The organism is Serratia sp. BNK-33-b (genome assembly GCF_048684565.1).
In the GTDB taxonomy this organism is placed as follows: domain Bacteria; phylum Pseudomonadota; class Gammaproteobacteria; order Enterobacterales; family Enterobacteriaceae; genus Serratia; species Serratia marcescens.
The window spans coordinates 1,863,359-1,890,232 of sequence record NZ_JBLQTZ010000001.1; the positions used below are offsets into that span (position 1 = coordinate 1,863,359).

The window sequence follows — 26,874 nt, forward strand, 5'->3', positions numbered from 1 at the left end:
CCCGACCGCATTCACTGCGCTTTCAACAATTCATTGCGCGCGGCGGCGGCGAGAAATCCGCTGCGGCTGCCGTATCCCGGATATTACCGAACCCGAAAGTCAATGCGTCTCGTAGCGCTCTGACGCGGCTTTCAAGCAGAGTAATCCGTCTATGTTGTTATCGTCCATGAGCGACGCCCCACCCTGTAAGGATAATAAGGCGCTAACGGCCGATCGGCCTGCGGACAATAAAAAACCCTGCACTCGTGCAGGGTTTGCGTAGCGGTAAGCCCATCAGGCTGCAACGCGTGCAGCCTTGAGGATGCGTTAACCGATGGTCATCAGGCTGGCGTTACCGCCGGCGGCGGCGGTGTTGACGCTCAGCGAACGTTCGATCAGCAGGCGTTCCAACAGGATGTTGGTTTCACCGTGGGCGAAGCCCTGCACCGAGACGATGGCGCCGCCGCGCTGCGCGATCTGCTCGCACAGGGTGCGCAACTGGTCGGCATCGCCGTGGTAGATGGCGGCGTCGAACTCGACCTTGTCCTGCTGCCAGTCTTTGCTGAAGGCGATGCGCGCCTGCACATCGTTCGGCAAGCGGCGGAACAGATTGCGTTGCAGTTCCGCTTCCGGCCACAGCGCGCAGCTGCCAACCGCCAGCACGGCGGCCAGCTGGATCAGCGCGTCGGTTTCGTTATCCGCCAGGCACAGCACGCGTTCACGCGGCAGCAGGGCATAGGTGTTGCGCTCGCCGGTCGGGCCCGGCAGCGGACGTACGGTGCCGCCCTGGCCCAGTTCCGCATAACGTTGCGCCAATGCCGCCAGTTCGCCGTGCTGGCTGGTGACCGCCCACTTCTCCAGCGATTGCAACGCGCCCAGCAGCTGCGGCCGCGCGGTGGCTTCCATCGGGCGCTCTTCGTCCTGGCGGTGCAGCGTACGTTGCAGCGCGTCGTCCGGACGGTTGGCCAGCAGACGGTACAGGTACAGCGGGCCGCCGGCTTTCGGGCCGGTGCCCGACAGGCCTTCGCCGCCGAACGGCTGCACGCCGACCACTGCGCCGACCATGTTGCGGTTGACGTACAGGTTGCCGACCTTGGCGCGTTCGGTCACCCGGGCGATGGTTTCATCGATACGGGTGTGAATGCCCAGCGTCAGGCCGTAACCGGCGGCGTTGATCTGATCGACCAGCGCGTCCAGATTGTTGCGCTGGAAGCGCACCACGTGCAGCACCGGCCCGAAGATCTCTTTCTGCAGCTCGTCGAAGCTGTCGAGCTCGATCAGCGTCGGCTTGATGAAGGTGCCGCGCGCCCACTCTTTTTCATCCTGCGCGCTGCCTTTGGCGGCCTGGTACACCTTGCGGCCTTTGGCGCGCATTGCCTGGATGTGGCGTTCGATGCCGGTTTTGGCTTCGGCGTCGATCACCGGGCCCACGTCGGTGGACAGGCGCTCCGGGTTGCCCATGCGGCATTCGGCCATCGCGCCGCGCAGCATTTGCAGCGTGTGCTCGGCCACGTCTTCCTGAATGCACAGGATACGCAGCGCGGAGCAACGCTGCCCGGCGCTGTCGAAGGCGGAAGCCACCACATCGGTCACCACCTGTTCGGTCAGGGCGGAAGAGTCGACGATCATGGCGTTCAGGCCGCCGGTTTCGGCGATCAGCGGCGTCGGCCGGCCTTGCGGATCGAGACGACCGGCGATGCTGCGCTGCAGAATGCCGGCGACGTCGGTGGAGCCGGTGAACATCACGCCGCGGACGCGGGCGTCGTTGACCAGCGTCGAGCCGACGGTTTCACCCTGGCCCGGCAGCAGCTGCAGCACGCCTTGCGGAATGCCGGCCTCCAGCAGGATGCGCACCGCCTGCGCGGCCACCAGCGGCGTTTGCTCGGCCGGTTTGGCCAGCACGCTGTTGCCCGCCGCCAGCGCGGCGGCGATTTGGCCGGTGAAGATCGCCAGCGGGAAGTTCCACGGGCTGATGCAGACCACCGGGCCCAGCGGGCGGTGGCTGTCGTTGGCGAAGTCGTCGCGCACCTGGCCGGCGTAGTAGTGCAGGAAGTCGACCGCTTCACGCACTTCGGCGATGGCGTTGTTGAAGGTTTTACCCGCTTCACGCACCAGAATGCCCAGCAGGCTTTGCAGCTGGCTTTCCATCAGTTCGGCGGCGCGTTCGAGGATCGCGGCGCGTTCCGTCGGCGGCGTAGCGAACCAAATTGGGCCGGCGGCCGCGGCGGCGTCGAGCGCGCGGCTGACTTCGCCTTCGGTGGCTTCACGCACGTAGCCGACCACATCGCCCGGCTCGGCCGGGTTGATCACCGGCTGCTCCACGCCCTGATCCAATTCGGCGTCGATAATCGGTTCCGCGCGCCACGGATGGCTGGCGCTGGTGAGCAGGGCGCTGGAGAGCGAGGCCAGACGCTGTTCGTTGGACAGATCCAGACCGCTGGAGTTAACGCGTTTCTCGCCGTACAGCTCGCGCGGCAGCGGGATGCGCGGATGCGGCAGGCCAATCTGGCCTTCGTTGGCCGCCAGCGCTTCCACGGCGCTGACCGGATCGGCCACCAGTTCGTCGAGCGGCAGGGTGGCGTCGGCGATGCGGTTGACGAACGAGGTGTTGGCGCCGTTTTCCAGCAGGCGGCGCACCAGGTAAGCCAGCAGCGTTTCATGGGTGCCGACCGGTGCGTAGATGCGGCAAGGGCGGTTCAGTTTGCCGTCGGCCACTTTACCCACCACCTGTTCGTACAACGGCTCACCCATGCCGTGCAGGCACTGGAATTCATACTGGCCAGGGTAGTAGTTGTTGCCGGCCAGGTGATAGATGGCGCTCAGGGTATGGGCGTTGTGGGTCGCGAACTGCGGATAGATCAGGTTCGGCACCGACAGCAGTTTGCGGGCGCAGGCCAGGTAGGAAACGTCGGTGTACACCTTGCGGGTGTAAACCGGATAACCTTCCAGGCCGTCCATCTGGGCGCGTTTGATTTCGCTGTCCCAGTAGGCGCCTTTCACCAGACGGATCATCAGGCGGCGGCGGCTGCGTTGCGCCATGTCGATCACCGCGTCGATGGCGAACGGGCAACGTTTCTGATAGGCCTGGATCACGAAGCCGATGCCGTTCCAGCCGGCCAACTGCGGCTCGAAGCACAGCTTCTCCAGCAGATCGAGCGAGATTTCCAGGCGGTCGGCCTCTTCGGCGTCGATGTTGATGCCGATATCATACTGGCGTGCTTGCAGGGTCAGCGACAGCAGGCGCGGATAAAGCTCTTCCATCACGCGTTCGTACTGCGCGCGGCTGTAGCGCGGGTGCAGGGCGGACAGCTTGATGGAGATGCCGGGGCCTTCATAGATGCCGCGGCCGTTGGAGGCTTTGCCGATGGCGTGGATCGCCTGCTGGTAGGAAACCAGGTAGGCCTGCGCGTCGGCTTCGGTCAGGGCGGCTTCGCCCAGCATGTCGTAGGAATAGCGGAACCCTTTTTCTTCCAGCTTGCGCGCGTTGGCCAGCGCTTCGGCGATGGTTTCGCCGGTCACGAACTGCTCACCCATCAGGCGCATCGCCATGTCCACGCCTTTGCGGATCAGCGGTTCGCCGCTCTTGCTGATAATGCGGTTCAGCGAACGGGACAGATTGGCTTCGTTATGCGTGGACACCAGCTTGCCGGTAAACAGCAGACCCCAGGTCGCGGCGTTGACGAACAGCGACGGGCTGCGCCCCAGGTGCGAATGCCAGTTGCCGTTGCTGATCTTGTCGCGGATCAGGGCATCGCGGGTCGGTTTGTCCGGAATGCGCAGCAGCGCTTCCGCCAGGCACATCAGCGCCACGCCTTCCTGCGAGGAGAGGGAGAACTCTTGCAGCAGGCCTTGCACCATGCCGGCGCGGCCGTTTGCACTTTTTTGGTTACGCAATTTCTCGGCGATGCCATAGGCCATTTTGTGAGTGGCCTGCGCAAGATCGGCGGGTAATCGCGCCTGTTCGAGCAACATCGGCACCGCTTCGGTCTCTGGGCGGCGATAGGCGGCGGTGATGGCGGCGCGGGTCACCGACTGAGGCAGAATTTGTTCGGCGAAATCGAGGAATGGCTGGTGTGACTCTTCCTGCGCTTGCGGCATAATGTCGTCCGCTTCAGGCTGGCCCGCTGCGGCCAGCGCTGGAATTTCAGGAATATCGGTACCGCTCTCGAGACGCTCGAGGTAATTAAAGATGGCCTGCTTGATGAGCCAGTGCGGCGTGCGATCGATGCGCTGCGCGGCGCTCTTGATCCGGTCGCGTGTTGCCTCGTCGAGTTTCACGCCCATTGTGGTAGTGCCCATGCCTGTCCAACTCCTGTGTTTAGAACCTATCCCATCAGGCTAGACAAACAGCAGGCCGGAAAGCCTGTTGGGATAGGTTCGTGAGATGTGTGGGTTAAGAATGCAGACAATATCCTGCATGTTGCAACTTTGTGCAACCTTGTTAAATCAGGCTGATGAGCGAAGTGTGAGTTTCATCGATTTTTTAACACGGGCAGTTGGCATGAATGTTGCGTTATTGAGCGAATGCGGCGGGGTTTATGATGCCGCAGGCGCTTTACCTTGCGGTATATAAGGGTAATAGCAAGGTGCAACTCATTTTGCTTGTCGTGAGTGCAACCTTTGAGCCCGGTAAATGTGACGCAGGGTAAACTTTGTGTAACTTTGTTGTTAAATATCTTGTTGGTTGATGAAAGGCTCATCTAGGATAACCGACGGTCAACAATTACGGGCAGAAACTATTTTACCTGCACTCGCTAGCAGGCTGCGCCACGTTCCGGCGCGGCGGCCAGTGAAATGCATTGCGCGTGGGTTTACCGGCGCCGGCATGGCCGGAGCGAAACGCGAATAATAATGAAAGTGGAGAATTAAATGACAATGAGCACACCTATGCTGGTGACCTTCCTGGTGTACATTTTCGGGATGGTGCTGATCGGCCTGCTTGCCTACCGGGCAACCAATAACTTTGATGACTATATTCTCGGCGGCCGCAGTTTGGGCAGCGTGGTGACCGCGCTGTCCGCCGGCGCTTCCGACATGAGCGGCTGGTTGCTGATGGGCCTTCCGGGCGCCATCTTCCTCTCCGGCATCTCTGAAAGCTGGATCGCCATCGGCCTGACCATCGGCGCTTACCTGAACTGGAAGCTGGTGGCAGGAAGGCTGCGCGTGCATACCGAAGCCAACAATAACGCCCTGACGCTGCCGGACTATTTCACCAGCCGTTTTGAAGACAACAGCAAGCTGCTGCGGGTGATCTCGGCCATCGTCATTCTGGTGTTCTTCACCATTTACTGCGCCTCCGGCATCGTGGCCGGCGCGCGCCTGTTCGAAAGCACCTTCGGCATGAGCTACGAAACCGCCCTGTGGGCCGGCGCCGCGGCGACCATCCTGTATACCTTTATCGGCGGTTTCCTGGCGGTGAGCTGGACCGACACCGTACAGGCCAGCCTGATGATTTTCGCGCTGATCCTGACGCCGGTGATCGTGATCTTCGCCGTCGGCGGCATCGATACGTCGATGCTGGTGATCCAGGCGAAGAACCCGGCCAACCTCGATATGCTGAAGGGGCTGAACTTCGTCGCCATCCTGTCGCTGCTGGGTTGGGGCCTGGGCTACTTCGGCCAGCCGCACATCCTGGCGCGCTTCATGGCGGCGGATTCTCACCGCACCATCCGCAGCGCGCGCCGCATCAGCATGACCTGGATGATCCTGTGTCTGGCCGGGACCATCGCCGTCGGTTTCTTCGGCATCGCTTACTTCGCCAATAACCCGGATCAGGCCGGCAACGTATCGCAGAACGGCGAGCGCGTGTTCATCGAACTGGCGATGTTGCTGTTCAACCCATGGGTGGCGGGCGTGCTGCTGTCGGCGATTCTGGCGGCGGTCATGAGCACCCTGAGCTGCCAACTGCTGGTGTGCTCCAGCGCGATCACCGAAGACCTGTACAAGGCGTTCCTGCGCAAGGGCGCCAGCCAGCGTGAGCTGGTGTGGGTCGGCCGCGTGATGGTGCTGGTGGTGGCGTTGATCGCCATCGCCTTGGCGGCCAACCCGGAGAACCGCGTACTGGGCCTGGTGAGCTATGCCTGGGCCGGTTTCGGCGCCGCCTTCGGCCCGGTTGTGCTGATCTCGGTAATGTGGTCGCGCATGACCCGCAACGGCGCGTTGGCCGGTATGCTGGTCGGTGCGGTGACGGTGATCGTCTGGAAACAGTACGAATGGTTGGGCCTGTACGAAATCATCCCTGGCTTCATCCTGGGTTGCCTGGCTATCGTGGTGGTGAGCCTGATGGGCCGCCAGCCATCCTCAACCATGACCGAACGTTTCGATCAGGCGGAAGCCGAATACAAAACGGTATAACGCCGTTCGATGTCAGTCGGCAAGGGGCGCGCAGAGCGCCCCTTCTTTTTGCCTGTTTGCCCGTCATTCGGCTGTAACACCTGGCGACATTTGATTAGAAAAAATCACGCTTGCGCCTCTTGTATTTCTTTTTGCCAGAATGATAATCACTCTCGTTGTATTTTACGTTTCTTTACATACTCGCCGCGGCTCATTTCGAGCCGGTTTGCTCTGCCGCCGCGGTCTTTTCAGGGGTGATTAGTTATGTTCGTTCCCTTTCTTATCATGTTCCGTGAGGGGTTGGAGGCCGCGCTGATCGTCAGCCTGATCGCCAGCTACCTGAAGCGCACGCAGCGCAGCCAATGGCTGGGCGCGGTGTGGATCGGCGTAATTGTCGCTGCGGCGCTGTGTCTGGCGCTCGGCATCTTCATCAATGAAACCACCGGCGAGTTCCCGCAGAAGCAGCAGGAGCTGTTCGAAGGCATCGTGGCGGTGGTGGCGGTGCTGATCCTCACCTATATGGTGTTCTGGATGCGTAAGGTGTCCAAATCGGTCAAGGTGCATCTGGAAGGGGCTATCGATCAGGCGCTCAGCGCCGGTAAAGGGCAGGGATGGGCGCTGGTGGCGATGGTGTTCTTCGCCGTGGCGCGCGAAGGGCTGGAGTCGGTGTTCTTCCTGCTGGCGGCGTTTCAGCAAGACGTGGGCGCCGCGGCGCCGATCGGCGCGGTGCTCGGCCTGGTGGCCGCCATCGTGCTGGGCATGATGATTTACTGGGGCGGGGTGAAGCTGCACCTGGCCAAATTCTTCAAATGGACCAGCCTGTTCATTCTGTTCGTCGCCGCCGGCCTGGCCGCCGGGGCGATCCGCGCCTTCCACGAAGCCGGTCTATGGAACCACTTCCAGGACATCGCCTTCGATTTCAGCAGCACCCTGTCGACCCATTCGCTGTTCGGCACCCTGCTGGAAGGCATTCTCGGTTACCAGGAAGCGCCGACGGTCAGCGAAGTGGCGGTCTACTTCCTGTATCTGATCCCGGCGCTGATTTTCTTTTTCCTGCCGCAGCGCGCGGAGCCGGCAGCGGCCCCGGCGCAACGTAAAATCAATCATTAATGTTTAATAGGGAATCTCGTATGTCTACTCCGTTATTTCGCCGCAAGGCGTTGCACGCAGCATTACTGGCTATCCCGGCGTTTGCGCTGAGCCTCGACGCCTTGGCGGCGGACGTGCCGCAGGTCAAGGTTACGGTTAACGACAAGCAGTGCGAACCGATGCAGCTGACGGTCCCGGCCGGCAAGACGCAGTTTGTGGTGCACAACACCAGCCAGAAAAACGTCGAATGGGAAATCCTGAAAGGGGTGATGGTGGTGGAAGAGCGCGAGAACATCGCGCCGGGCTTTACTCAGAAAATGACCGCCACGCTGGAAGCGGGCGAATATGACATGACCTGCGGGCTGCTGAGCAATCCGAAAGGCAAACTGATCGTCACCGCAGCGGCCAACGGCGCCACCGACGGCAAGCCGAACGCGCTGGACTTGGTTGGCCCGATCGCCGAATACAAGGTTTACGTCACCAAAGAAGTCGATGGGTTGGTGAAACAGACCAAGCTGTTTACCGACGCGGTGAAGGCCGGCAACGTGGAGCAGGCGCGCAAGCTGTATGCGCCGACCCGCCAGCACTATGAGCGCATCGAGCCGATCGCCGAGCTGTTCTCCGATCTGGACGGCAGCATCGACGCCCGCGAAGACGACTACGAGAAGAAAGCGGCGGACCCGAACTTCACCGGCTTCCACCGTCTGGAGAAGGCGCTGTTTGCCGACAACTCGACCAAAGACATGGGCAAATATGCCGATCGTCTGTATCACGACACCGTTGAGCTGCAAAAACGCGTGAGTGAACTGACCTTCCCGCCGAGCAAGGTGGTGGGCGGCGCAGCCGGGCTGATCGAAGAAGTGGCGGCCAGCAAGATCAGCGGTGAAGAAGACCGTTACAGCCGCACCGATTTGTGGGACTTCCAGGCCAACGTCGACGGCGCGCAAAAGATAGTCAATCTGCTGCGCCCGCTGCTGGTTAAGGCCAATAAGCCGCTGCTGGACAAGATCGACGCCAACTTCAAAACCGTGGACACCATTTTGGCGAAGTACCAAACCAAAGAGGGTTATGAGTCCTATGAGAAGCTGACCGATGCCGATCGCAATGCGTTGAAAGGGCCGATCACCACGCTGGCGGAAGATCTTTCCCAGCTGCGCGGCGTATTGGGTCTGGACTGAGGCATACGGTTATGAGCAACAAGGCAGGCCCGCATAACGGGCCGCATCCGCAATCGCAGGGGGCGGCATCGCCTTCGCGACGCCGTTTGCTGCAAGGGCTGGGGCTGGGCGCGCTGGCGCTGGGCGGCAGCCGCCTGGCGCAGGCGGCGGGCAACGCGGCGGAGCCGTTGGCGACGCCGCAGGATGAGCGCTGGCAGAAACAGCCGTTTTATGGCCGCCATCAGGCTGGGGTGCTGACGCCGCAACAGGCGGCGATGATGCTGGTGGCGTTCGATGTGCTGGCGACCGACAAAGCGGGGCTGGAGCGCCTGTTCCGGCTGCTGACCGATCGCATCGCCTTCCTGACTCACGGTGGCAAGGCGCCGGAGGTGGACGCCAAGCTGCCGCCGCTCGATTCCGGCATCATGGGGCCGGAGATTTACCCGGACAACCTGACCATCACCGTCTCGGTCGGCGCATCGCTGTTCGATGAACGCTTTGGTCTGCAGGCGCAAAAACCGCTGCGGTTGCAGAAAATGACCCGCTTCCCCAACGATGCGTTGGACGCCGCGTTTTGCCACGGCGACCTGCTGTTGCAGATCTGCGCCAACACCAACGAAACGGTGATTCACGCGCTGCGCGACATCATTAAGCATTCGCCGGATCTGCTCAGCGTGCGCTGGAAGCGGGAGGGGTTCATCTCCGCGCACGCGGCGCGCAGCAAAGGCAAAGAGACGCCGATCAACCTGTTGGGTTTCAAAGACGGCACCGCCAACCCGAAAACCGACGACAAACCGCTGATGGATAAGGTGGTGTGGGTCGGCGACAACGTCGGCGAGCCGGCGTGGACGGCCGGCGGCAGCTATCAGGCGGCGCGCATTATTCGTTTTCGCGTCGAGTTTTGGGATCGCACGCCGCTGCAGGAGCAGGAAACCATCTTCGGCCGCGAGAAGCACAGCGGGGCGCCGCTGGGCATGAAGCATGAACATGACGAGCCGGACTACGCGAACGATCCCGACGGCAAGGTGATCCCGATGGATGCGCACATCCGGCTGGCTAACCCTCGCACGCCGGAAAGCCAAAGCAACCTGATGCTACGGCGCGGCTACAGTTATTCCCTTGGCGTCTCCAATGCCGGGCAGCTGGAAATGGGGCTGCTGTTCGTCTGCTATCAGGCCGATCTGGAGAAAGGCTTCCTGACGGTGCAAAAAAGGCTGAACGGCGAAGCGCTGGAGGAATACATCAAGCCGATTGGCGGCGGGTATTTCTTCGTGTTGCCGGGCGTGAAAGAGGGCGGCGATTATCTGGCCAGCGGCCTGCTCAAGGCCTGAAGCAGGAATGACGAGGCGGGATCTTCCGCCTCGTTTTACGTTTGTCTTACCCGCTACAGGGGGCAGTGAACGATGAAACGCAATTCAATGCTTTGCCGGTAGATTAAAAAACACGCAGTCATGCTGTTTTTGATTGCGCAAAATTTAATCGGGAAACTAAAGTGTCATTCGCGGGTTTTAATTTTAATGCATTGATATTTATTGATTATAATTTTCTATGGAATGATGTCTTGGGCGTGATATAGTGTTTTTGCGTTAACTGAAAACAAAAAATATTAAATTTTTTTACATTTTAGTAACGCCGTGGGATTGAATGTCATTATACTGTAATCATCTGGCGGTAGTTTTCACACGGTGCACAGCTTGAAGCTGTAAATATCACTGCGGGGATCGCTAATGGTAAAGTCCTTGGTTGGGCTGGAAAGAAAAAATAACACATCTCCCCTGATTTCTCGTTGTAACGAGGGTTCTCTCTCCGACTCTCTTTTACCGGCAACTCCGCACTCTTATCGCTACCGAATCTCATCGCTTTTTACTCCACGTTTATTGATGCAGTCCGCGTTGTCCCGTGAAGACACGGCGCTTAAGCGTTGCCGTCGATTCACTTTGTCCCTTGGCTCTTATTGGCTCGGAGGAGGCCAAAACCTAATACGTGTGTGAAACATAATCGCGCGGCCTGGCCGTTGCGGTAGGTGAAACAAACTGTAAGGTGCCACTATGGGTAGACAGAAAGCAGTGATCAAAGCACGTCGTGAAGCGAAACGCGTTATTCGTCGTGACGCTCGTAGTCATCGCCAGCTGGAAGAAGAGTCTGTGACCTCGCTGGTGCAAATGGGGGGAGTCGAGTCTATCGGCATGGCGCGAGACAAGCGCGATAGCTCACCCATCGAGGCTAGAACCGAAGCTCAGGGTCATTACTTATCAGCCATAGAGAATAAGCAGCTGATCTTCGCCACTGGCGAAGCCGGCTGCGGCAAAACATTTATCAGCGCCGCCAAGGCGGCGGAGGCGCTGATCCATAAAGAGGTGGATCGGATTATCGTTACCCGTCCTGTTTTGCAGGCGGATGAAGACCTCGGTTTCTTGCCGGGGGATATCTCCGAGAAGTTCGCGCCTTATTTCCGCCCGGTGTATGACATTCTGGTGCGCCGTTTAGGATCTTCCTTTATGCAGTACTGCCTGCGCCCGGAAATCGGCAAGGTAGAGATTGCGCCGTTCGCTTACATGCGCGGGCGCACCTTCGAAAATGCGGTCGTTATCCTGGATGAAGCCCAGAACGTGACCGCCAGCCAGATGAAAATGTTCCTGACCCGCCTGGGAGAAAACGTGACGGTTATCGTTAACGGTGATGTGACCCAGTGCGACCTGCCGCGCGGCGTGAAATCCGGCCTCAGCGATGCCCTGGAGCGCTTCGAGGAGGACGAGATGATTGGCGTTATCCGCTTTGAAAAACAGGACTGCGTGCGTTCCGCTCTGTGCCAGCGCACGCTCAACGCTTACAGTTAACCTATCCGCTAATGGAAAGGCCGCTTCGGCGGCCTTTTTTATCTCCGCAATTTCCCCTCTCGTTTAACCTTTGTGTAAATTATTGTGGTTTTCTGTATAGATTTTCGTTGAGTTAGCGTTAATGATTAATGGGTTCCAGATTGGCGCGCAATTTGCCTGTGCCGCCAAAAGGACATTCTCTGGGGTGTGCGCCGCGCGGCGCATAGCGTGTGGGTTCCTTGATGCGATTCAAACATGAAATACATCATTCTGCTTTTGCTTATTTTATGCGTCGTCTATGTGCATTACCGCGGGCGGGTGCGCTACAACGTGTGGCGTCAGCTGTCTGACCATTCCACCTTTACCGCACCGCTGAACGTCTTCATGTATCTGTTTTCCCGTGTGCCGACCACGCCGTACCTGAAGCCGGAGCAGTTTCCTGAGCTGGCGGTACTGCGGGAGAACTGGGAAACCATCCGCGACGAAGGACAGAAGCTGATGGAGATCCAGCAGATCAAGGCGTCCGATCAATTCAACGACGCCGGCTTCAACTCGTTTTTCAAGACCGGTTGGAAACGCTTTTATCTGAAATGGTATGAGGACAGCCATCCCTCCGCCATGACCCTGTGCCCGCAGACCACGGAACTGCTGCGCAGCTTGCCTTCGGTCAAGGCGGCGATGTTCGCCGAACTGCCGGACGGCAGCCGGTTGCCGCGCCACCGTGACCCTTACGCCGGTTCGCTGCGTTATCACCTGGGGCTGATTACCCCCAATGATGACCGCTGCTTCATTGAGGTGGACGGTGAGCGCTACAGCTGGCGTGATGGTGAAGGCGTGATGTTCGATGAAACCTATCTGCACTACGCGGAAAATCAGAGCGGGCAGAATCGTCTGATCCTGTTCTGCGATATCGAACGGCCGATGCGCTACCGCTGGGCGCAGGCGGTTAACCACTGGCTGGGGCGCAATCTGATGAGCGCCGCCACCGCGCCGAATGAAGAGGGCGATCGCACCGGCGGCGTCAACAAGATGTTCAAATACATCTATGCGATACGCCGGGTGGGGAAACGCCTGAAGGCCTGGAATCGCACCGGCTATTACATCATCAAGTGGATTTTGTTCGGGGGGATCGCCGCGGCGATATTCTTCTCGGTATAACGCAGGCAGGGGCGCACAGAGTGCGCCCCTTTTTGATCAGGCGAAGATCGTCATCATGTAGGCGGCGAACAGCGCCAGGTGAGCGGTGCCGTTCAGCACGTTGGTGCGGCCGGTCGAGAACGACAGCTGGCACAGCAGCAACACCGTCAGCATCACCACGATATGCGGCGTTTGCAGGCCGAAGATCAGCGTCTGCCCGGTCAGGGTAGCGATGATGGTGACCGCCGGCACCGTCAGGGAGATGGTCGCCAGCACCGAACCGAAGAACAGGTTCATGGCGCGTTGCACCTGGTTGTTCAACACGGCGCGCAGCGCGCCCAGGCCTTCCGGCGACAGGATAAGCAGCGCCACCAGGAAACCGGTGAACTGCGCCGGTGCATTCATTTTGGTCAGCAGGCCTTCCAGCGGATTGGCGTTGAACTTGGTGACGGCGATAACCGCGATCAGGTGCACGATGAGCCAGGCGGCGTGCCAGGCGCTGCTGTGCGAAGAAGGCTTGCCGTGGTGCGGGTCGCCATCGTCGTCTTCATGCTCGTACACGAATAGGCTCTGGTGGGTTTTGGTCTGGATCACCAGGAACACGCCATACATGGCGGCGGAGATCAACGCCACCAGCAGTGCTTGCCCGGTGCTGAAGTTGCCGCCTGGCAGCGCGCTCGGGAACACCAGCACGATCACCGCCAGCGGGAAAATCGCCATCAGGTACTGTTTGATGCCGCCCAGGTTGACGTACTGGGTGGCGAACTTGCGCCCGCCGAGCAGCAGCGCGAAGCCGACCAGGCCGGCGGAAACGATCATGATGATGGAGTACAGCGTGTCGCGCATCAGCGCCGGCGCGGCGTCGCCGGTGGCCATCAACGCCGAGATCAGGCTGACTTCGAGGATCACCACCGACAGGCTGAGGATCAGCGAGCCGTAGGGTTCGCCCAATCGGTGGGCCAGCACGTCGGCGTGGCGCACCACGCTGAAGGCGCTGCTGAGGATCCCCACCAGCGCGAGAATATTGATGCCGACAATCAGCGGAAAGTTAGCGGTGCTGCCCCATAAATTCAACACCACCAGCGCGGCGATGGGGAAGATCAGCGAGTATTCGGTGTGGCGAGACTTGGTGGATCGGCCAGGATCGTGTTGCGACTTCATGAGGGTGGCACTCCTTCTCAAACAGCGTAGCCCGTCAGCGCCGGTCGCCGTGATGCGGCAACTCTGCGTTTCCAGTAGGTATTTTATATTAGGATACACCCGCGGCGCCGGTGTGATGTTGTTTTTATCTGAGAAAGCAATTGCTTGCTTTATGTGATCAGGGTAACAAAAAAACCGCACGGGGTGCGGTTTTATTTACTTACTTTTACGCAATAACGCTAATTTTTAACGTTAGATTTGAGAAAAGTCGTGTTTACTTGTTTACTGCTCGGTTAATCAAGGAGAATGAGACGGTCAGTCGTCAATATTATCCATGATTTCATGCCGTTTATTGTGGTAACCCTCTTCATTTAGCCCCTCACGCCAGTAAGGCACGGCATAAAGACGATTACGATCGCATTGACGTTCGCGCCGTAGGTAACGGCGCAACTCTACTACCAGGCGATCTTCACCGGCGAGCCAGAAATGCGCTTCACCCTGCGGCACGGACTGCGCGCGGAACCGAGCGACCAATTCGTCGGTTTTCTCTGTGCCGCCGACGACCCAATTCACCTCAACGCCGGCAGGCTTTTTCAGGTCAATCACGTCGGCAGTGCTATCGACGCGGACGAAAGCGCGCCCGGCGCCGTGCGGCGGCAGGTTTTCCAGCAGCGCGGCCAACGCCGGCAGCGAAGAAGGATCGCCCGCCAGGCAGTAGAAGTCGGCGGCCGGCAGCATCGGTTTGGGGCCGCCTGGATTGCTGATGCCGATTTTATCGCCGATTTTCGCCTGGCGCGCGAAGTCGACCGCCGGTCCCTGGTGATCGTGAATGGCGAATTCGATGTCCACTTCCGCCTGTTCCGGGCGCACGGCGCGAATGGAATAGGTGCGCACGATCGGGCGCACGGCATCGGCAGCCCAGCGCGGGCCGTTTTCGGTCAGCGTCGGCAGATCCGGCTGCGTTTGGCCGGCGAGCGGCAAAAAGACCTTGATGTGCGCGGCGGCGGCGTTGGCCGGGTAGTAGCGCAGATCGGGCGCGGTAAAGGTGATGCGGCGCAGGTGCGGCGTAATGTCCTGTACGGCGCTGACGGCGATCAGGTAGGGGGCGCGTGAGCGAGGGGCTTCGGTAGTCACGGGGATCTCCTTATAGGTCGTTTGGCGGTGAGTATACCATGCCGTTTGATAATGAGAATTGTTTGCTCATTGAGGCGTAACCGCGTGTGGGCTAGGCTTAAGGTTCACGCAATACGCACGGGAGGATGTGATGCCATACCAAGACACGAACGACTTGCCGGACAATGTGAAGCATGTGCTGCCGGAACATGCGCAGGCGATCTATAAAGAAGCGTTTAACAGCGCCTGGCAACAATACCGGGATCCCGACGATCGGCGTGGTGACGACAGCCGAGAGGAGACGGCGCACAAAGTGGCCTGGGCGGCGGTCAAGCAAAGCTATCGCAAGGGCGACGACGAACGCTGGCATAAAAAGTAACGCCTCTATGCCCCGGTAAGAATCGCGCAGACGTTATGCTGACCTCGGCAATTAATATTGTTGCTGCTCAGTACAAATACTTTTCCACGTTAACGCCGCTTTGCAACTTGATTGCGCGGCGGGAAAAGAATATGGTCATTATTAATCGGCGCGGTTATTGAATTAATAAAATTCCGCACCAAAAAATAAAATTGCAAAGGTTCAGTAGTGGCGAGGGAGGACGAGAAATCGTATTCCCGGGAGGTTGTAACAGTGTTAACGCGAGATTTTCTGCAAAAAGCGGATTGCAAAACCGCCTTTGGCGCTATTGAGGAGTCGCTGTTGCTGACGCCTGAACAGCGCGCAGCCTCGTTGGAATGCACGCTATCGCGCCGGCCGGATCACAGCCCGGTATGGGTATTCGGTTACGGTTCGCTGATGTGGAATCCGGTTTTCGAATCTGAAGAAGTGCGGCCCGCCATGCTGCAGGGCTGGCATCGGGCGTTCTGCATGCGTTTGACCGCCGGGCGCGGCACGCTGCATCAGCCGGGGCGCATGCTGGCGCTGAAAGAGGGCGGCCAGACCACCGGATTGGCGTTTCGTCTGCCGGAAGGCAAGCTGCGAGAAGAGCTGGAGCTGCTTTGGAAGCGCGAAATGGTGACCGATTGCTACGTGCCGACCTGGTGTGAACTGCAGTTGGATGGCGGAGAGACCGTCACGGCGCTGGTGTTCGTGATGAACGCGCAGCACCCGCTGTTTGAAGCAGACACCAGCCACCAGGTGATCGCGCCATTGATCGCCAGCGCCAGCGGCCCGCTGGGCACCAACGCGCAATACCTGTTTGCGCTGGATAACGAGCTGAAGCACCACGGCATGCAGGATGATTGCATCGGCGATCTGGTGCGCTATGTACAGCAATGGTTGCAGCAGAACCGCACCGGCGGCATCGGCAGCGAGGCCACCGCCTGAGGCTGCTGCGGGAATGCGAACGGTGAGGGGCTCAGCATGCTGGGCCCTTTTTTATATCTAATGCCTCTATTTAATAACTTTATTCTGCATGATAACTTAAGTTGCTTTATTTGTGTGGTTATTTATCTCTTTATTTTTAAAGCCATTCATCATTTTCCCCCGTCCTCATCCCCCGAGAGCCACGATAAATAATTCACTTAGTATTAAATTGCATAAGTAAAGGTTATTTCTTATTTGTTCAGCCCCGCAGGACTCCGTATCAATATGGCAGACGCTACTGCAAGAAACAGGGAGACGGGGATGAACTTTCAACAATTAAAAATTATTCGCGAATCGGCGCGCTGCAACTACAACCTGACCGAGGTCGCCAATACCTTATTTACTTCGCAGTCCGGCGTTAGCCGGCATATTCGCGAGTTGGAAGAAGAGCTGGGCATCGAAATATTCATTCGCCGCGGCAAACGGCTGCTGGGCATGACCGAGCCCGGCAAAGAGCTGTTGGTGGTGGCGGAGCGCATTCTTAACGACGCGAACAACATCCGTCGCCTGGCGGATGTCTTCAGCAGCAACGATTCGGGGCAGCTGCATATCGCGACGACGCACACCCAGGCGCGCTATAGCCTGCCGGGGGTGATCAAAGAGTTTCGCGCGCTTTACCCACGGGTGCGGGTGGTGCTCAATCAGGGCAGCCCGGAGGAGATCGTCTCGATGCTGGCCGCCGGTGAAGCCGATATCGGCATTGCCAGCGAACGGCTGATGAGCGACGAGTCGCTGGCGGCGTTCCCTTACTACCGCTGGCATCACACCATTCTGGTGCCGGAAGGGCACGAGTTGACGCGGCAGCCGCAGGTGACGCTGGAGATGCTCAGCACCTTGCCGCTGATCACTTACCGCCAGGGCATTACCGGCCGCGCGAAGCTGGATGCGGCGTTCAAATCGGCGGGCCTGACGCCGGACATCGCGCTCAGCGCGCAAGATTCCGACGTGATTAAAACCTATGTCGAGCTGGGGTTGGGCGTGGGCGTGCTGGCGGACATGTCGTATGAAAAAGAGCGCGATCGCGGCTTGGTCAGCCTCAACGCCGAGCATTTGTTTGAACCCAATACTGTCTGGCTGGGCCTGAAACGCAGCCAGCTGCAGCGCAACTATGCCTGGCGCTTTATTCAGCTGTGCAACCCGACGCTGTCGCTGACCGAAATCAAAGACAAGGTCTTCTCGTCGCAGCTGGATGCGGTGATTGACTACCAGATTTAATCGATAGCGGCAGGCAATGCCTGCCGCACATGCTGCATCGCCTGCCTAATAATCAAAATCCCATCTATATACATAAAAAGAATATCTATAGTGATTTAAGTACCTTCAGCTGCCGATCGTGCTCGCATACACTCGCAAAATTATTATAAATTCCATCCGCTTGGAGAGTTTCAGATGAAAGCGCTCGTTCCTTCTTTGCTGTTTTTGGCCGTGGCGGCCAGCGTAAACGCACAGGCGGCGACGCCGGCCAACACGCTGGTGATCGCGCAATCTATCGATGACGTGGTCAGCTTTGACCCGGCCCAGGGATTTGAGTTAACCACGGTGCAGTCGTTCAACAGCCTGTATCAACGTCTGATCCAGTCAGATCCGCACAATCCCATCGATCTTAAACCAACCCTGGCCAGCAGCTGGCAGGCCGGCGCCGACGACCGCAGCCTGACTTTCAGCCTGCGCCCGGACGCCACGTTCGCCAGCGGCAATCCGCTGCGGCCGGAAGACGTGATCTTCTCGCTTTCACGGGTGGTTAAACTCAATCTCGAACCGTCGTTTATCCTGACGCAGCTGGGCTGGAACGCGAAGAACGTGGAGCAACACCTGAGCAAGGTGGACGAGCACACGGTAAAAATCAGCTGGAGTGAGAACGTCAGCCCGGCTTTCGTGCTCAGCCTGCTGTCGGCGCCGGTATCCTCGATCGTCGACGCTAAAGAGGCGCTGGCGCACCAGCAGGGCGACGATCTGGGGCACCAATGGTTGAACAGCCACTCCGCCGGCAGCGGCCCTTACAAAATCCGCACCTATGTGCCGCATGAAGTGGTGGTGCTGGACGCCAATCCCGGCTCGCCGGAAGGGGCGCCGACGCTGAAAACCATCCTGATCAAAAACGTGCCCGATCCGGCGGCGCGGCGTTTGCTGATCGAGCAGGGCGATGCCGATATCGCCCGCAACCTGGGGGCGGACCAGATGGCGGCCCTGAAGGGCAAGCCGGGCGTCAAACCGTTGGCCATTCCTTACGCCTCGCTTTATTTCCTGCAGTTCAACGCCAAGGCGTCGCCGGCGCTCGGCAATCCGGCGTTCTGGGAGGCGGCGCGCTGGCTGTTCGATTACCAAGGCATCGCCGACGATCTGCTGAAAGGGCAATTCCAGAGCCATCAGGCATTCCTGCCGGACGGTTATCTGGGCGCGCTCAAGGATCAGCCGTACAGCTTCAATCCGCAGAAAGCCAAAGAAATACTGGCCAAAGCGGGGCTGAGCAACGTCAGTTTCCGCCTGGACGTCAACAACCAGCCGCCGTATCTGGATATCGCCCAGGCGCTGCAGGCCAGTTTTGCCCAGGGCGGCGTGAAGGTCGAACTGGTGCCGGGCATCAGTTCGCAGGTCTCCACCAAGGTGAAAGCGCTTAACTACGATGCGACGCTGACCTCCTGGGGGCCGGATTACTTCGACCCTAACACCAACGCCGCCGCCTTCGCCTACAACCCGGAAGACGGCAGCAAGACGCTGGCCTGGCGCGCCAACTGGCAGATCCCGGCGCTGAGCAAGCTGACGCTGGCCGCCACCGCGGAAAATGACACCGCCAAACGGGTGGCAGACTACCAGCAACTGCAAAAACAGGTGCAGCAAAGCTCGCCGTTTGTCATCGGCCTGCAGGCGCGCAGCCTGATTGCGGTGCGTGACAACCTCAAGGGCTATGTGCAGGGCATCAACCCTGACATGGTGTTCTACAGCAAGGTCAGCAAGTAATGGCCGCTGACCTGTCCGCCGGGGCGGCCCGGCGGTATTGGCGCTGGGGCGGGCGGCTGCTCGGCGGCGCGCTGTCTCTGGCACTGACGTTGCTTGGCCTGCTGCTGTTCACCTTCATGCTGTCGCACCTGGCGCCGATCGATCCGGCGCTGCAGGTGGCGGGCGATCACGCCAGCGAAGCCACCTATGCACAGGTGCGGCACGAGCTGGGGTTGGATCAGCCGCTGCCGGTGCAATTTTGGCGTTACCTGGTGCACCTGGCGCACGGCGATTTGGGCATTTCGCGTATTACCGCGCAGCCGGTGTTGAGCGATCTGTTGCGCACCTTCCCGGCGACGGTGGAGCTGGCCACCTGCGCCATTATCCTCGGCGCCCTCGGCGGCATTACGCTGGCGTTTCTGGCGGTGCTCAGACCGGGCAGCTGGCTGGATAACGCGGCGCGTCTGCTGTCGCTGATCGGTTATTCGGTGCCGATTTTCTGGCTGAGCCTGCTCGGGCTGTTGCTGTTCTACGCCACGCTGCATTGGTCGGCGGGGCCGGGGCGGCTGGACGACATTTACTTGTACAGCATGGAGCCGCGCAGCGGTTTCGTGTTGATCGACAGCTGGCTGTCCGGCGATCGTGAAATGTTCTACAACGCCATCGGCCACCTGTGGCTGCCGGTGGTGGCGTTGGCGCTGCTGTCGATGGCGGGCATCACCCGGCTGCTGCGGGCGGCGATGCTGGAAGAGTGCAACAAGGAATACGTGACGCTGGCGCGTTCCAAGGGCGCCGGCCGCCTGCGCATTCTGCTGCGCCATGTGTTCCCCAACGTGTTGGGCACGCTGATCACCGTACTGTCTCTCTCCTACGCCAGCCTGCTGGAGGGCGCGGTATTGACCGAAACGGTGTTCGCCTGGCCCGGCGTCGGGCGTTACCTGACCTCGGCGCTGTTTGCCGCCGACACGCCGGCGATCCTCGGCGCCACGCTGCTGATCGGCACCTGTTTCGTGCTGTTGAATGCGCTGGCCGACGCCTTGACCTATTTAGTGGATCCGCGAACCCGATGAGCCAATATCTCTCTGAACACGAACCGCAAAGCGAGCCGGCCGTCGGTTACCGCCGCGGTCGACGTCTGACCACGCTGACGCTGGGCGCGGCGCTGGTGGCGATCCTGATCGTCACCGCGCTGCTGGCTCCGTGGCTGGCGCCTTTCGATCCCAATCTGCAGCATATCGAGCTGCGGTTACTGCCGCCTTCGGCTGCACATTGGCTGGGCACCGACGGCTTTGGCCGCGATTTGCTCTCCCGCGTGATTTACGGCGCGCGGCCGACGCTGATCCTGGTGTCGCTGATTCTGGTGTTGACCATTCCCATCGGCCTGCTGGTCGGCATTTGCGCCGGTTACCTCGGCGGCTGGGTCGAGCGCATTTTGATGCGTCTGACCGACATTTTCCTGTCGCTGCCGAGTCTGGTGATCGCGCTGGCGTTCGTGGCGGTCATGGGACCGGGGCTGATGAACGGCGCGCTGGCGCTGGCATTGACCAGCTGGCCGGCCTTTGCCCGCCAGGCGCGGGCCGAAACCCTGGCGCTGCGCCGCAGTGACTACCTGGCGGCGGCGCGCATGCAGGGCATCAATGGGTTGCGGCTGATGGTCGGCCACATTTTGCCTTTATGCCTGCCGAGCGCGGTGGTGCGTGCGGCGCTGAGCCTGGGCGGCATCATCCTGTCCGCCGCCGGTCTGGGGTTCCTCGGCATGGGCGTCGCGCCGCCGACCGCCGAATGGGGGTCGATGGTGGCCGAAGGCAGTAAAGTGATTTTCGACCAATGGTGGGTCGCCGCCGCACCAGGCGGGGCGATCCTGTTCGCCAGCCTGGCGTTTAACCTGCTGGGCGATGGCCTGCGCGACAAAATGGATCCTCGTCATGGGCACTGATAACACGTTATTGACCGTTGAACGGCTGGCGATCGGCGTGCCGGGGCCGCAGCCGGCGGCGCTGGTGAAGAATATCTCGTTCAGCATGGGGCGGGAGCGGCTGGCGCTGGTCGGCGAGTCCGGCTCTGGCAAATCGTTGACCGCGCGCGCGCTGATGGGGCTATTGCCGCCGCCGTTGCAGCTGCAGGCGCAGCGCCTGACGCTGGGCGACGAAGACTTGACGCGCCTGAGCGAGCGCCAGTGGAGCCGCCTGCGCGGCGACCGGGTGGCGATGGTGATGCAAGATCCCAAGCATGCGTTGAATCCCAATCAGCCGATCGGCCGTCAGGTGGAGGAACCGCTGGTGTTGCATGCCAAGCTGAGCCGCGCCGAGCGGCGTGAAAAAGTGCTGGAGATGCTGGCGGCGGTGGGATTGCCCGATCCGGCGGCGCTGTGCGGCCGTTATCCGCATCAGCTCTCCGGCGGCATGGGGCAGCGGGTGATGCTGGCCATTGCGTTGATCAACGATCCGCAGCTGTTGATTGCCGATGAACCGACTTCGGCGCTGGATCACCAAATGCGCGATCAGGTGCTGCAACTGATAGACAATCTGGTGGCGCAACGCAACATGGGGCTGATCCTGATCAGCCACGATTTGCAGCAGGTGGCGCACCACTGCGAGCGGGTGCTGGTGATGTACAAAGGCGAGCTGTTGGATCAACTGCCGGCAGCAGAGCTGGCGCAGGCCACGCATCCTTATACTCGCACGCTGTGGGCGTGCCGGCCGAGCCGCGAGACGCGCGGCAAACCGCTGCCGGTGCTGGACCGCGCGCTGTTGGAGACGTTGAAATGAGCGTAATTGCACTGGAGAACCTGAGCGTCAGTCACCGCCAGGGCTACGAGCTGCGCACCGTGGTGCATGAGGTTAACCTGCACATCGAACCGGGTGAGTGTTTCGGGCTGGTGGGGCCTTCCGGCTGCGGCAAGTCCTCCTTGCTGTGGGTGCTGGCCGGGCTGAATGGCAGCTGGCAGGGCGGTTTTGAGCTGCTGGGGCGGCGGCTGCAACCGGGGCAGGCATTTACCGGCGAGCTGCGGCGCGAGGTGCAGATGGTGTTTCAGGATCCCTATGCTTCGCTACACCCCAAGCACCGGCTGTTGCGTACGCTGTCGGAACCGCTCAAATTGATGCAGGAAAGCGACATCGAACGCAAGATCAGCGCGGGCTTTCGCCAGGTGGGGTTGGATCCGCGCCTGCTGGATCGCTACCCGCATCAGCTGTCGGGCGGCCAGCGGCAGCGCGTGGCGATCGTGCGCGCATTGTTGCTGCGGCCGAAGTTGCTGCTGCTGGATGAACCGACTTCGGCGTTGGACATGTCGGTGCAGGCGGAGATCCTCAATCTGCTCAACGAGCTGAAACAGGCGGGCGATCTGACTATGGTGCTGGTCAGCCACGATGCGGACGTGATTGACCACATGTGCGATCGTTCGGTGGCAATGGCGCACGGCCGCATCATCGTTTGACCCAATGCCCGTCAATGCGGCGGGCATATCCATCTTGGTAATAAATAAAGCAATTTATCGTCGTTCTTCTGTCAATTCTTACCCCCTACACTCGAAAAACAACGCAACCGCGTGATTATGGAGAGTGTATCGATGAAACGGTTAATCCCAACCTTATTGTATGGCGCGCTGGCGGCCGCTTTCGGTGCGCAGGCTGCCACCCCGCAGGATACCTTGGTGGTGGTCAGTTCGTTGGAGGGCATTATCAGCCTCGATCCGGCGGAGAGCTTTGAAACCGTCAGCTCGGCCAATCTGGTCAACCTCTATCAACGCCTGGTGGCGCCGGATCGCGCCGCGCCGCAAAAGCTGGCGCCGGACGCCGCAGGCAGTTGGCAAGCGGGCGCCGATGGCCGCAGCCTGACCTTTACCCTGAAATCGCAGCAGCGTTTCGCTTCCGGCAATCCGCTGCGGCCAGAAGATGTGATTTTTTCGCTGGTTCGCGCGGTGAAGCTGAACAAGGCGCCGTCGTTTATTCTCGGCGAGTTTGGCTGGACGCCGGATAACGTTGAGCAGCAGTTGAAGAAGGTGGGAGATAACCAGGTGCAACTCAGTTGGCCCGCCAACATCGGCAGCGAATTGGCGCTGCGGCTGCTGACGGCGAATGTGGCTTCGATCGTGGATGAAAAGCTGTTGAACGAGCACGCGCAGCAGGGGGACTACGGTAACGCCTGGCTGCGCAGCCATTCCGCCGGCGGCGGCCCGTATCGGGTGAATAACTATGTGCCGCATGAAGCGCTGCTGTTTGGCCGCAATGAGTACGCCCCGTCGCCGGCAAGGTTGAAAACGGTGTTGTTCAAGAACGTCAGCGACGCCGGCACCCGCCGTTTGCTGTTGCTGAAAGGCGATGCCGACGTGGCCTACGATCTGGGCGCCGACCAGTTCGACTCACTGCGCAACGCGTCTGGCGTGCGCATCGAGCAGGCCGATGCGCCCCGGATCTATTACCTCGGTTTCAACACCGGCAGCAAAGACAATCCGGCGCTGGGCAATCCGGCGTTGTGGCAGGCGGCGCGCTGGCTGGTCGATTATCAGAGCATCGCCGAGCAACTGCTGAAAGGGCAATATCGCGTGCATCAGGCCTTCTTGCCACAGGGATTGGACGGGGCACTCGACGATCGGCCGTTTAAGCTCGACGTGGACAAAGCCAAACAGATCCTGCGCGATGCCGGCATCGCTGAAGGTACGCGCATCGATCTTATCGTCATCAACCAACCGCCGTATACCGACATCGCGCAGGCGCTGCAGGCCAGTTTTGCGCAGGCCGGGCTGCGGTTGGATATCCATCCGGTGGTAGAAAGCGATCTGTGGGGCAAGATGCGCGGCCGCGATTTTCAGGCGATCTTCACCTACTGGGGCGCCGACTACCTGGATCCGAACACCAACGCCAGCGCCTTTGCCTATAACGTGCCCGGTGGGCCGAAAACCCTGGCCTGGCGCACCCAGTGGGGCATTCCCGCCATCAGCGCGGAAACGCGCGCCGCGGCTGCGGAGGGGAACAGCGCCGCGCGCAGCGCACGTTACGTCACGTTGCAACGGGAATTGCAGGCCAGCTCGCCCTATGTGGTGGCGCTGCAGGGGCAAACGCTGGTGGCATTGCGGGACAACGTCGAAGGTGCCCGGCTGGATATCGCCAACAGCATGCTGTATCTGGATCGGGTCAGCAAGTAGCGGCAACGCCGCGCGCCAGGCCGAGCTTTCTGTCGCACCAAAGGCCAACAGCGAGTGAAATCGCTGGCTGTTGCCACCTCGAATCGCGAGATGTTGTGTCAGGGTGAAATAAAATGAAATTTCATAACGCGCTCATATGACGGTGATAGATTGGCACTGAAAGGCGGCGTTGTTTACGCCTTTCACCGCGGCCGTCCGCAATGATGCGGACACATCACGTCAGGAGATATTATGGACAATAACGAAAACGCTTCAGGAGCGCGCGCAGCAACCTTGCTCGCCACCGGTGAGGTTGTTACGCCGGAACAGTTTTATCAGGACAGCGACGGAAGCAACTGGGGGCCGGCGATCAACAAAGCGGCGGCAGCGGCGCTGCAAGCCGGCGGTACGCTGTCCCTTGGGAAGCGGGTGTATACGGTCGCCGGACACGTAGTCATTCAGACGACAACGGACATCTACGGCGGCATCGGGTTGCGGGTGGTCGGATTGGGACGGGCGACCAAAATTGTCAAGACGACGGACAGCAGTTACACCAACGAACAGGGCGAAACGAAGAAAGCGGTGATCGTGGTGAAAGGCTTCGCTAATCTGACGCTGCACGGCTTGACGCTGCGGGATGATACCGGCGTAGATGACACCCACGGCGTGTGGTTCAGCGATCGCAACATGACGAAGTTTGATATTCGCGACATCTACACCAAGGTCGGCGGTTATTCGCTGTTTGTCTCGGGCGACATGTTCATTAACTGGCTGGTGAACGTGCAGATGGAGGCAAACGCCAATCGCCCGGGCGATGGGGTGCTGTGGATGGACAAGTCCGGCACCACCAATTTTATAGACGGCCTCTACGCCGCTCGCGCCAAGGGGACTGCGTTCAGAATTTCAGGGTTTTACTCTACTATCGGCTCGTTGGCTGCGGATGACTGCATCGGCGATATCTACTCTTTCAAAGATTTTAACGGCACGATCAATTCGTTGGGTTGCGAGAACCGCAATACGCAGCGCGCCGCCAATGTCAGCGTGTTGTCCACCAACTTTGCCCAAGGCACGATAGGCAATATCAATATCCAGGACGCGCAGAATGTGGAGAGCGGGGGCGTGTTGTGCCGATTCATCAACGAATCTCGTTGGGATATCGGTCAGTTGACTCTTTACAGCGGTTCTAAGACGCCGTTCCCGGCGGCGATCGCCGCCTGCAGCAACAATACCGAGGTAACCTTCAGTAACGTATACAACGGCGGCGTCCCGGTGGCCGGCAAAAGCACCGTCGATGTGACGTCGTTTTTAAGCGGGGTCGAAGCGATGTACAGTCTGGGCGAGCGGGGAATTGCCCCTTCCGCCACCAGCAACCATTTGCCGCGCAATATCTCGAAACAGCAATCGTGGACTTTTTTAGGCACCCTGACCGCGCCAGATCGGCAACCTACAACGCGCATTACTCTTCAACAGGGCGTAAGCACCAAGGTGCTGGCGTGCGATTTATATATCACGTTCGATCTGTCTTCGCAGGCGACCGCCTTTGTCGTCAATAAAGGCAGCTATAGCGCGAAAGGCGCCTTTATGTTGCGGCGCACCGGGCCGTTAAGCTGCGAAATATATTACCGCGTCGAGAAAGATTTCGGCTTTGGCAGTTATCAGGTGCAGACTACGCGCGGCAGCTACTGGCGGCCGGACGGCGTTTCATTGAGCACGCCACCCGCCGATGCGTTGGAAATCCGCAGCGATGAGGTGTTATCCACCACCAGGCTCGCCGTGATCCAGCCACTGGCCAATCCGACAACGGCCAGCACGGCGGAAGTGGCCGGATTGCTCAATCGGCTGATCGAGACACTGAAGAACTAACCGAATAACGCCGGTGCGTTCTGGCCGGCGTCCATCAAGAGCAACAGCCAGCCGGCGGCCGCCAAGGCGATGCCGAAAGGTTGCCGCGTTCGCCAGGCGCGGCGGTTGCGGCGGCCGCGCGTCAATGCCATGCCTAATCCGAACATGGCCGCCAGACAGACCAACAGCGGCAGCATCGTCCAACCGAGCCAGGCGCCCAGCGCCGCCAGCAGTTTGAAATCACCCTGGCCGATGCCGTCACGCCGCCGCACTTGCCGATAAAGCGCGTTGAGCAGCCACAACCCCCCGTAGCCGGCGGCGGCGCCGATAACCGCGTCGCTCAGCGTCGCCCAGCGAGCGTCAAGATTGCACAGCATCCCGCCCCACAGCAGCGGCTGGGTCAACCGGTCCGGCAGCCACCGGTGGCGCCCGTCTAGCCAGGCCAGGGCGATCAGCAGCGCCGCGGCCGGCGGCAACCACAGCCGGTGCGCTGCCGGCAGGTCGAAGGGCAGCGCCGTCAACGCCAAACCGAAGGCCGTCAGCAGCAGGCTGCGGCGGCGCAATTTCGGTGGGCTGGCGCGCACGGCCGCCGTTCGCTCCAATCGGGTGATGAGCGTGAAGGCGACCGCACCTGCCGACAGCAGCGCGGTGAAAAACAGCGCAGGCCACAGTAAGGAAAGAAACATCGGGGCTCCGTCAGTCGTGAAATAGATGTTTAAAATAACGGCAAAATGCGTATTTCATCGGGGTGAAATGCGGTGGGCTGTGAGGAATGCGCAGTTGTATGCATCGCCACTTCACGTATTGCAGAGTGAGGCAATGTCATGCGCGGAGGCGCGCAGC

Annotated in this window: 20 protein-coding genes; 16 read left to right on the forward strand and 4 right to left on the reverse strand. The window is 60.1% G+C overall.

The features are described from left to right. Positions 1-306: 306 nt before the first annotated feature. Positions 307-4,278 carry a trifunctional transcriptional regulator/proline dehydrogenase/L-glutamate gamma-semialdehyde dehydrogenase gene (gene putA, locus ACMGGK_RS08895; RefSeq protein WP_049299138.1) on the reverse strand — a complete coding sequence of 1,324 codons (3,972 nt, stop codon included), beginning with the start codon at positions 4,276-4,278 and terminating at the stop codon, positions 307-309. 570 nt (positions 4,279-4,848) lie between these two features. On the opposite strand from putA, the gene putP reads away from it, so the two are divergent. From putP to lpxO, 6 genes are all read left to right on the forward strand, one after another. After that, positions 4,849-6,333: a sodium/proline symporter PutP gene (gene putP, locus ACMGGK_RS08900; RefSeq protein WP_015378228.1), complete on the forward strand. Its 1,485-nt coding sequence runs from the start codon at positions 4,849-4,851 to the stop codon at positions 6,331-6,333. Positions 6,334-6,576: 243 nt separating this feature from the next. Further along, positions 6,577-7,422: an iron uptake transporter permease EfeU gene (gene efeU / locus ACMGGK_RS08905; RefSeq protein WP_016927330.1), complete on the forward strand. Its 846-nt coding sequence runs from the start codon at positions 6,577-6,579 to the stop codon at positions 7,420-7,422. A gap of 20 nt (positions 7,423-7,442) precedes the next feature. Next, positions 7,443-8,579: an iron uptake system protein EfeO gene (gene efeO, locus ACMGGK_RS08910; protein WP_016927331.1), complete on the forward strand. Its 1,137-nt coding sequence runs from the start codon at positions 7,443-7,445 to the stop codon at positions 8,577-8,579. Positions 8,580-8,590: 11 nt separating this feature from the next. Continuing rightward, positions 8,591-9,889: an iron uptake transporter deferrochelatase/peroxidase subunit gene (gene efeB / locus ACMGGK_RS08915; protein ID WP_420276839.1), complete on the forward strand. Its 1,299-nt coding sequence runs from the start codon at positions 8,591-8,593 to the stop codon at positions 9,887-9,889. Between the two features lie 717 nt (positions 9,890-10,606). Beyond that, on the forward strand, positions 10,607-11,395 hold the full coding sequence (gene phoH, locus ACMGGK_RS08920) for a phosphate starvation-inducible protein PhoH (RefSeq protein WP_015378226.1): 789 nt from the start codon (positions 10,607-10,609) through the stop codon (positions 11,393-11,395). A gap of 234 nt (positions 11,396-11,629) precedes the next feature. After that, positions 11,630-12,532, forward strand: a complete 903-nt coding sequence (gene lpxO / locus ACMGGK_RS08925; protein ID WP_015378219.1) for a lipid A hydroxylase LpxO — start codon at positions 11,630-11,632, stop codon at positions 12,530-12,532. A gap of 36 nt (positions 12,533-12,568) precedes the next feature. Here lpxO and chaA read toward each other — a convergent pair whose 3' ends face one another. Next, a complete protein-coding gene (chaA, locus tag ACMGGK_RS08930; protein ID WP_004934723.1) occupies positions 12,569-13,672 on the reverse strand; it encodes a sodium-potassium/proton antiporter ChaA in 1,104 nt (367 codons plus the stop codon). Positions 13,673-13,966: 294 nt separating this feature from the next. Next, on the reverse strand, positions 13,967-14,785 hold the full coding sequence (locus ACMGGK_RS08935; RefSeq protein ID WP_033640040.1) for a siderophore-interacting protein: 819 nt from the start codon (positions 14,783-14,785) through the stop codon (positions 13,967-13,969). Positions 14,786-14,915: 130 nt separating this feature from the next. Here ACMGGK_RS08935 and chaB point away from each other — a divergent pair, with 130 nt between their 5' ends. The 10 genes from chaB (at position 14,916) to ACMGGK_RS08985 (ending at position 26,052) form a co-directional block, all read left to right on the forward strand. After that, positions 14,916-15,143, forward strand: coding sequence for a putative cation transport regulator ChaB (chaB, locus tag ACMGGK_RS08940; protein ID WP_016927335.1), 228 nt, complete (start codon positions 14,916-14,918; stop codon positions 15,141-15,143). A gap of 252 nt (positions 15,144-15,395) precedes the next feature. Further along, positions 15,396-16,091: a gamma-glutamylcyclotransferase gene (locus tag ACMGGK_RS08945; protein WP_016927336.1), complete on the forward strand. Its 696-nt coding sequence runs from the start codon at positions 15,396-15,398 to the stop codon at positions 16,089-16,091. A gap of 300 nt (positions 16,092-16,391) precedes the next feature. Next, positions 16,392-17,345: an HTH-type transcriptional regulator Cbl gene (cbl, locus tag ACMGGK_RS08950; RefSeq protein WP_004934716.1), complete on the forward strand. Its 954-nt coding sequence runs from the start codon at positions 16,392-16,394 to the stop codon at positions 17,343-17,345. A gap of 174 nt (positions 17,346-17,519) precedes the next feature. Beyond that, positions 17,520-19,088 carry an ABC transporter substrate-binding protein gene (locus tag ACMGGK_RS08955; protein ID WP_016927337.1) on the forward strand — a complete coding sequence of 523 codons (1,569 nt, stop codon included), beginning with the start codon at positions 17,520-17,522 and terminating at the stop codon, positions 19,086-19,088. Continuing rightward, positions 19,088-20,137 (forward strand): ABC transporter permease, encoded by a 1,050-nt coding sequence (locus tag ACMGGK_RS08960; protein WP_420276840.1) that lies wholly within the window; start codon positions 19,088-19,090, stop codon positions 20,135-20,137. Before ACMGGK_RS08955 ends, ACMGGK_RS08960 begins: the two co-directional genes overlap by 1 nt. Beyond that, complete coding sequence (locus tag ACMGGK_RS08965) at positions 20,134-21,003, forward strand: ABC transporter permease (RefSeq protein WP_016927339.1); 870 nt, start codon at positions 20,134-20,136, stop codon at positions 21,001-21,003. Before ACMGGK_RS08960 ends, ACMGGK_RS08965 begins: the two co-directional genes overlap by 4 nt. After that, positions 20,993-21,835 (forward strand): ABC transporter ATP-binding protein, encoded by an 843-nt coding sequence (locus ACMGGK_RS08970; RefSeq protein WP_016927340.1) that lies wholly within the window; start codon positions 20,993-20,995, stop codon positions 21,833-21,835. Before ACMGGK_RS08965 ends, ACMGGK_RS08970 begins: the two co-directional genes overlap by 11 nt. Further along, positions 21,832-22,503 (forward strand): ABC transporter ATP-binding protein, encoded by a 672-nt coding sequence (locus ACMGGK_RS08975; protein WP_016927341.1) that lies wholly within the window; start codon positions 21,832-21,834, stop codon positions 22,501-22,503. The genes ACMGGK_RS08970 and ACMGGK_RS08975 overlap by 4 nt, the downstream gene beginning before the upstream one ends. A 132-nt stretch (positions 22,504-22,635) precedes the next feature. After that, complete coding sequence (locus ACMGGK_RS08980; RefSeq protein ID WP_337039702.1) at positions 22,636-24,210, forward strand: ABC transporter substrate-binding protein; 1,575 nt, start codon at positions 22,636-22,638, stop codon at positions 24,208-24,210. Positions 24,211-24,441: 231 nt separating this feature from the next. Further along, positions 24,442-26,052: a hypothetical protein gene (locus ACMGGK_RS08985; RefSeq protein ID WP_049299143.1), complete on the forward strand. Its 1,611-nt coding sequence runs from the start codon at positions 24,442-24,444 to the stop codon at positions 26,050-26,052. Here the strand turns inward: ACMGGK_RS08985 and ACMGGK_RS08990 are convergent. Further along, positions 26,049-26,717 (reverse strand): prepilin peptidase, encoded by a 669-nt coding sequence (locus ACMGGK_RS08990; protein ID WP_420276841.1) that lies wholly within the window; start codon positions 26,715-26,717, stop codon positions 26,049-26,051. The two genes, ACMGGK_RS08985 and ACMGGK_RS08990, sit on opposite strands and share 4 nt — an antisense overlap. Between the last annotated feature and the right edge of the window lie 157 nt (positions 26,718-26,874).

Coding starts and splice junctions, on each gene's coding strand:
- phoH (WP_015378226.1), top strand. CDS start 10,607: ATGGGTAGACAGAAAGCAGTGATCAAAGCACGTCGTGAAGCGAAACGC.
- ACMGGK_RS08980 (WP_337039702.1), top strand. CDS start 22,636: ATGAAACGGTTAATCCCAACCTTATTGTATGGCGCGCTGGCGGCCGCT.
- chaA (WP_004934723.1), bottom strand. CDS start 13,672: ATGAAGTCGCAACACGATCCTGGCCGATCCACCAAGTCTCGCCACACC.
- cbl (WP_004934716.1), top strand. CDS start 16,392: ATGAACTTTCAACAATTAAAAATTATTCGCGAATCGGCGCGCTGCAAC.
- efeU (WP_016927330.1), top strand. CDS start 6,577: ATGTTCGTTCCCTTTCTTATCATGTTCCGTGAGGGGTTGGAGGCCGCG.
- efeB (WP_420276839.1), top strand. CDS start 8,591: ATGAGCAACAAGGCAGGCCCGCATAACGGGCCGCATCCGCAATCGCAG.
- putP (WP_015378228.1), top strand. CDS start 4,849: ATGACAATGAGCACACCTATGCTGGTGACCTTCCTGGTGTACATTTTC.
- efeO (WP_016927331.1), top strand. CDS start 7,443: ATGTCTACTCCGTTATTTCGCCGCAAGGCGTTGCACGCAGCATTACTG.
- ACMGGK_RS08990 (WP_420276841.1), bottom strand. CDS start 26,717: ATGTTTCTTTCCTTACTGTGGCCTGCGCTGTTTTTCACCGCGCTGCTG.
- ACMGGK_RS08970 (WP_016927340.1), top strand. CDS start 20,993: ATGGGCACTGATAACACGTTATTGACCGTTGAACGGCTGGCGATCGGC.
- ACMGGK_RS08965 (WP_016927339.1), top strand. CDS start 20,134: ATGAGCCAATATCTCTCTGAACACGAACCGCAAAGCGAGCCGGCCGTC.
- ACMGGK_RS08975 (WP_016927341.1), top strand. CDS start 21,832: ATGAGCGTAATTGCACTGGAGAACCTGAGCGTCAGTCACCGCCAGGGC.
- ACMGGK_RS08955 (WP_016927337.1), top strand. CDS start 17,520: ATGAAAGCGCTCGTTCCTTCTTTGCTGTTTTTGGCCGTGGCGGCCAGC.
- chaB (WP_016927335.1), top strand. CDS start 14,916: ATGCCATACCAAGACACGAACGACTTGCCGGACAATGTGAAGCATGTG.
- lpxO (WP_015378219.1), top strand. CDS start 11,630: ATGAAATACATCATTCTGCTTTTGCTTATTTTATGCGTCGTCTATGTG.
- putA (WP_049299138.1), bottom strand. CDS start 4,278: ATGGGCACTACCACAATGGGCGTGAAACTCGACGAGGCAACACGCGAC.
- ACMGGK_RS08985 (WP_049299143.1), top strand. CDS start 24,442: ATGGACAATAACGAAAACGCTTCAGGAGCGCGCGCAGCAACCTTGCTC.
- ACMGGK_RS08960 (WP_420276840.1), top strand. CDS start 19,088: ATGGCCGCTGACCTGTCCGCCGGGGCGGCCCGGCGGTATTGGCGCTGG.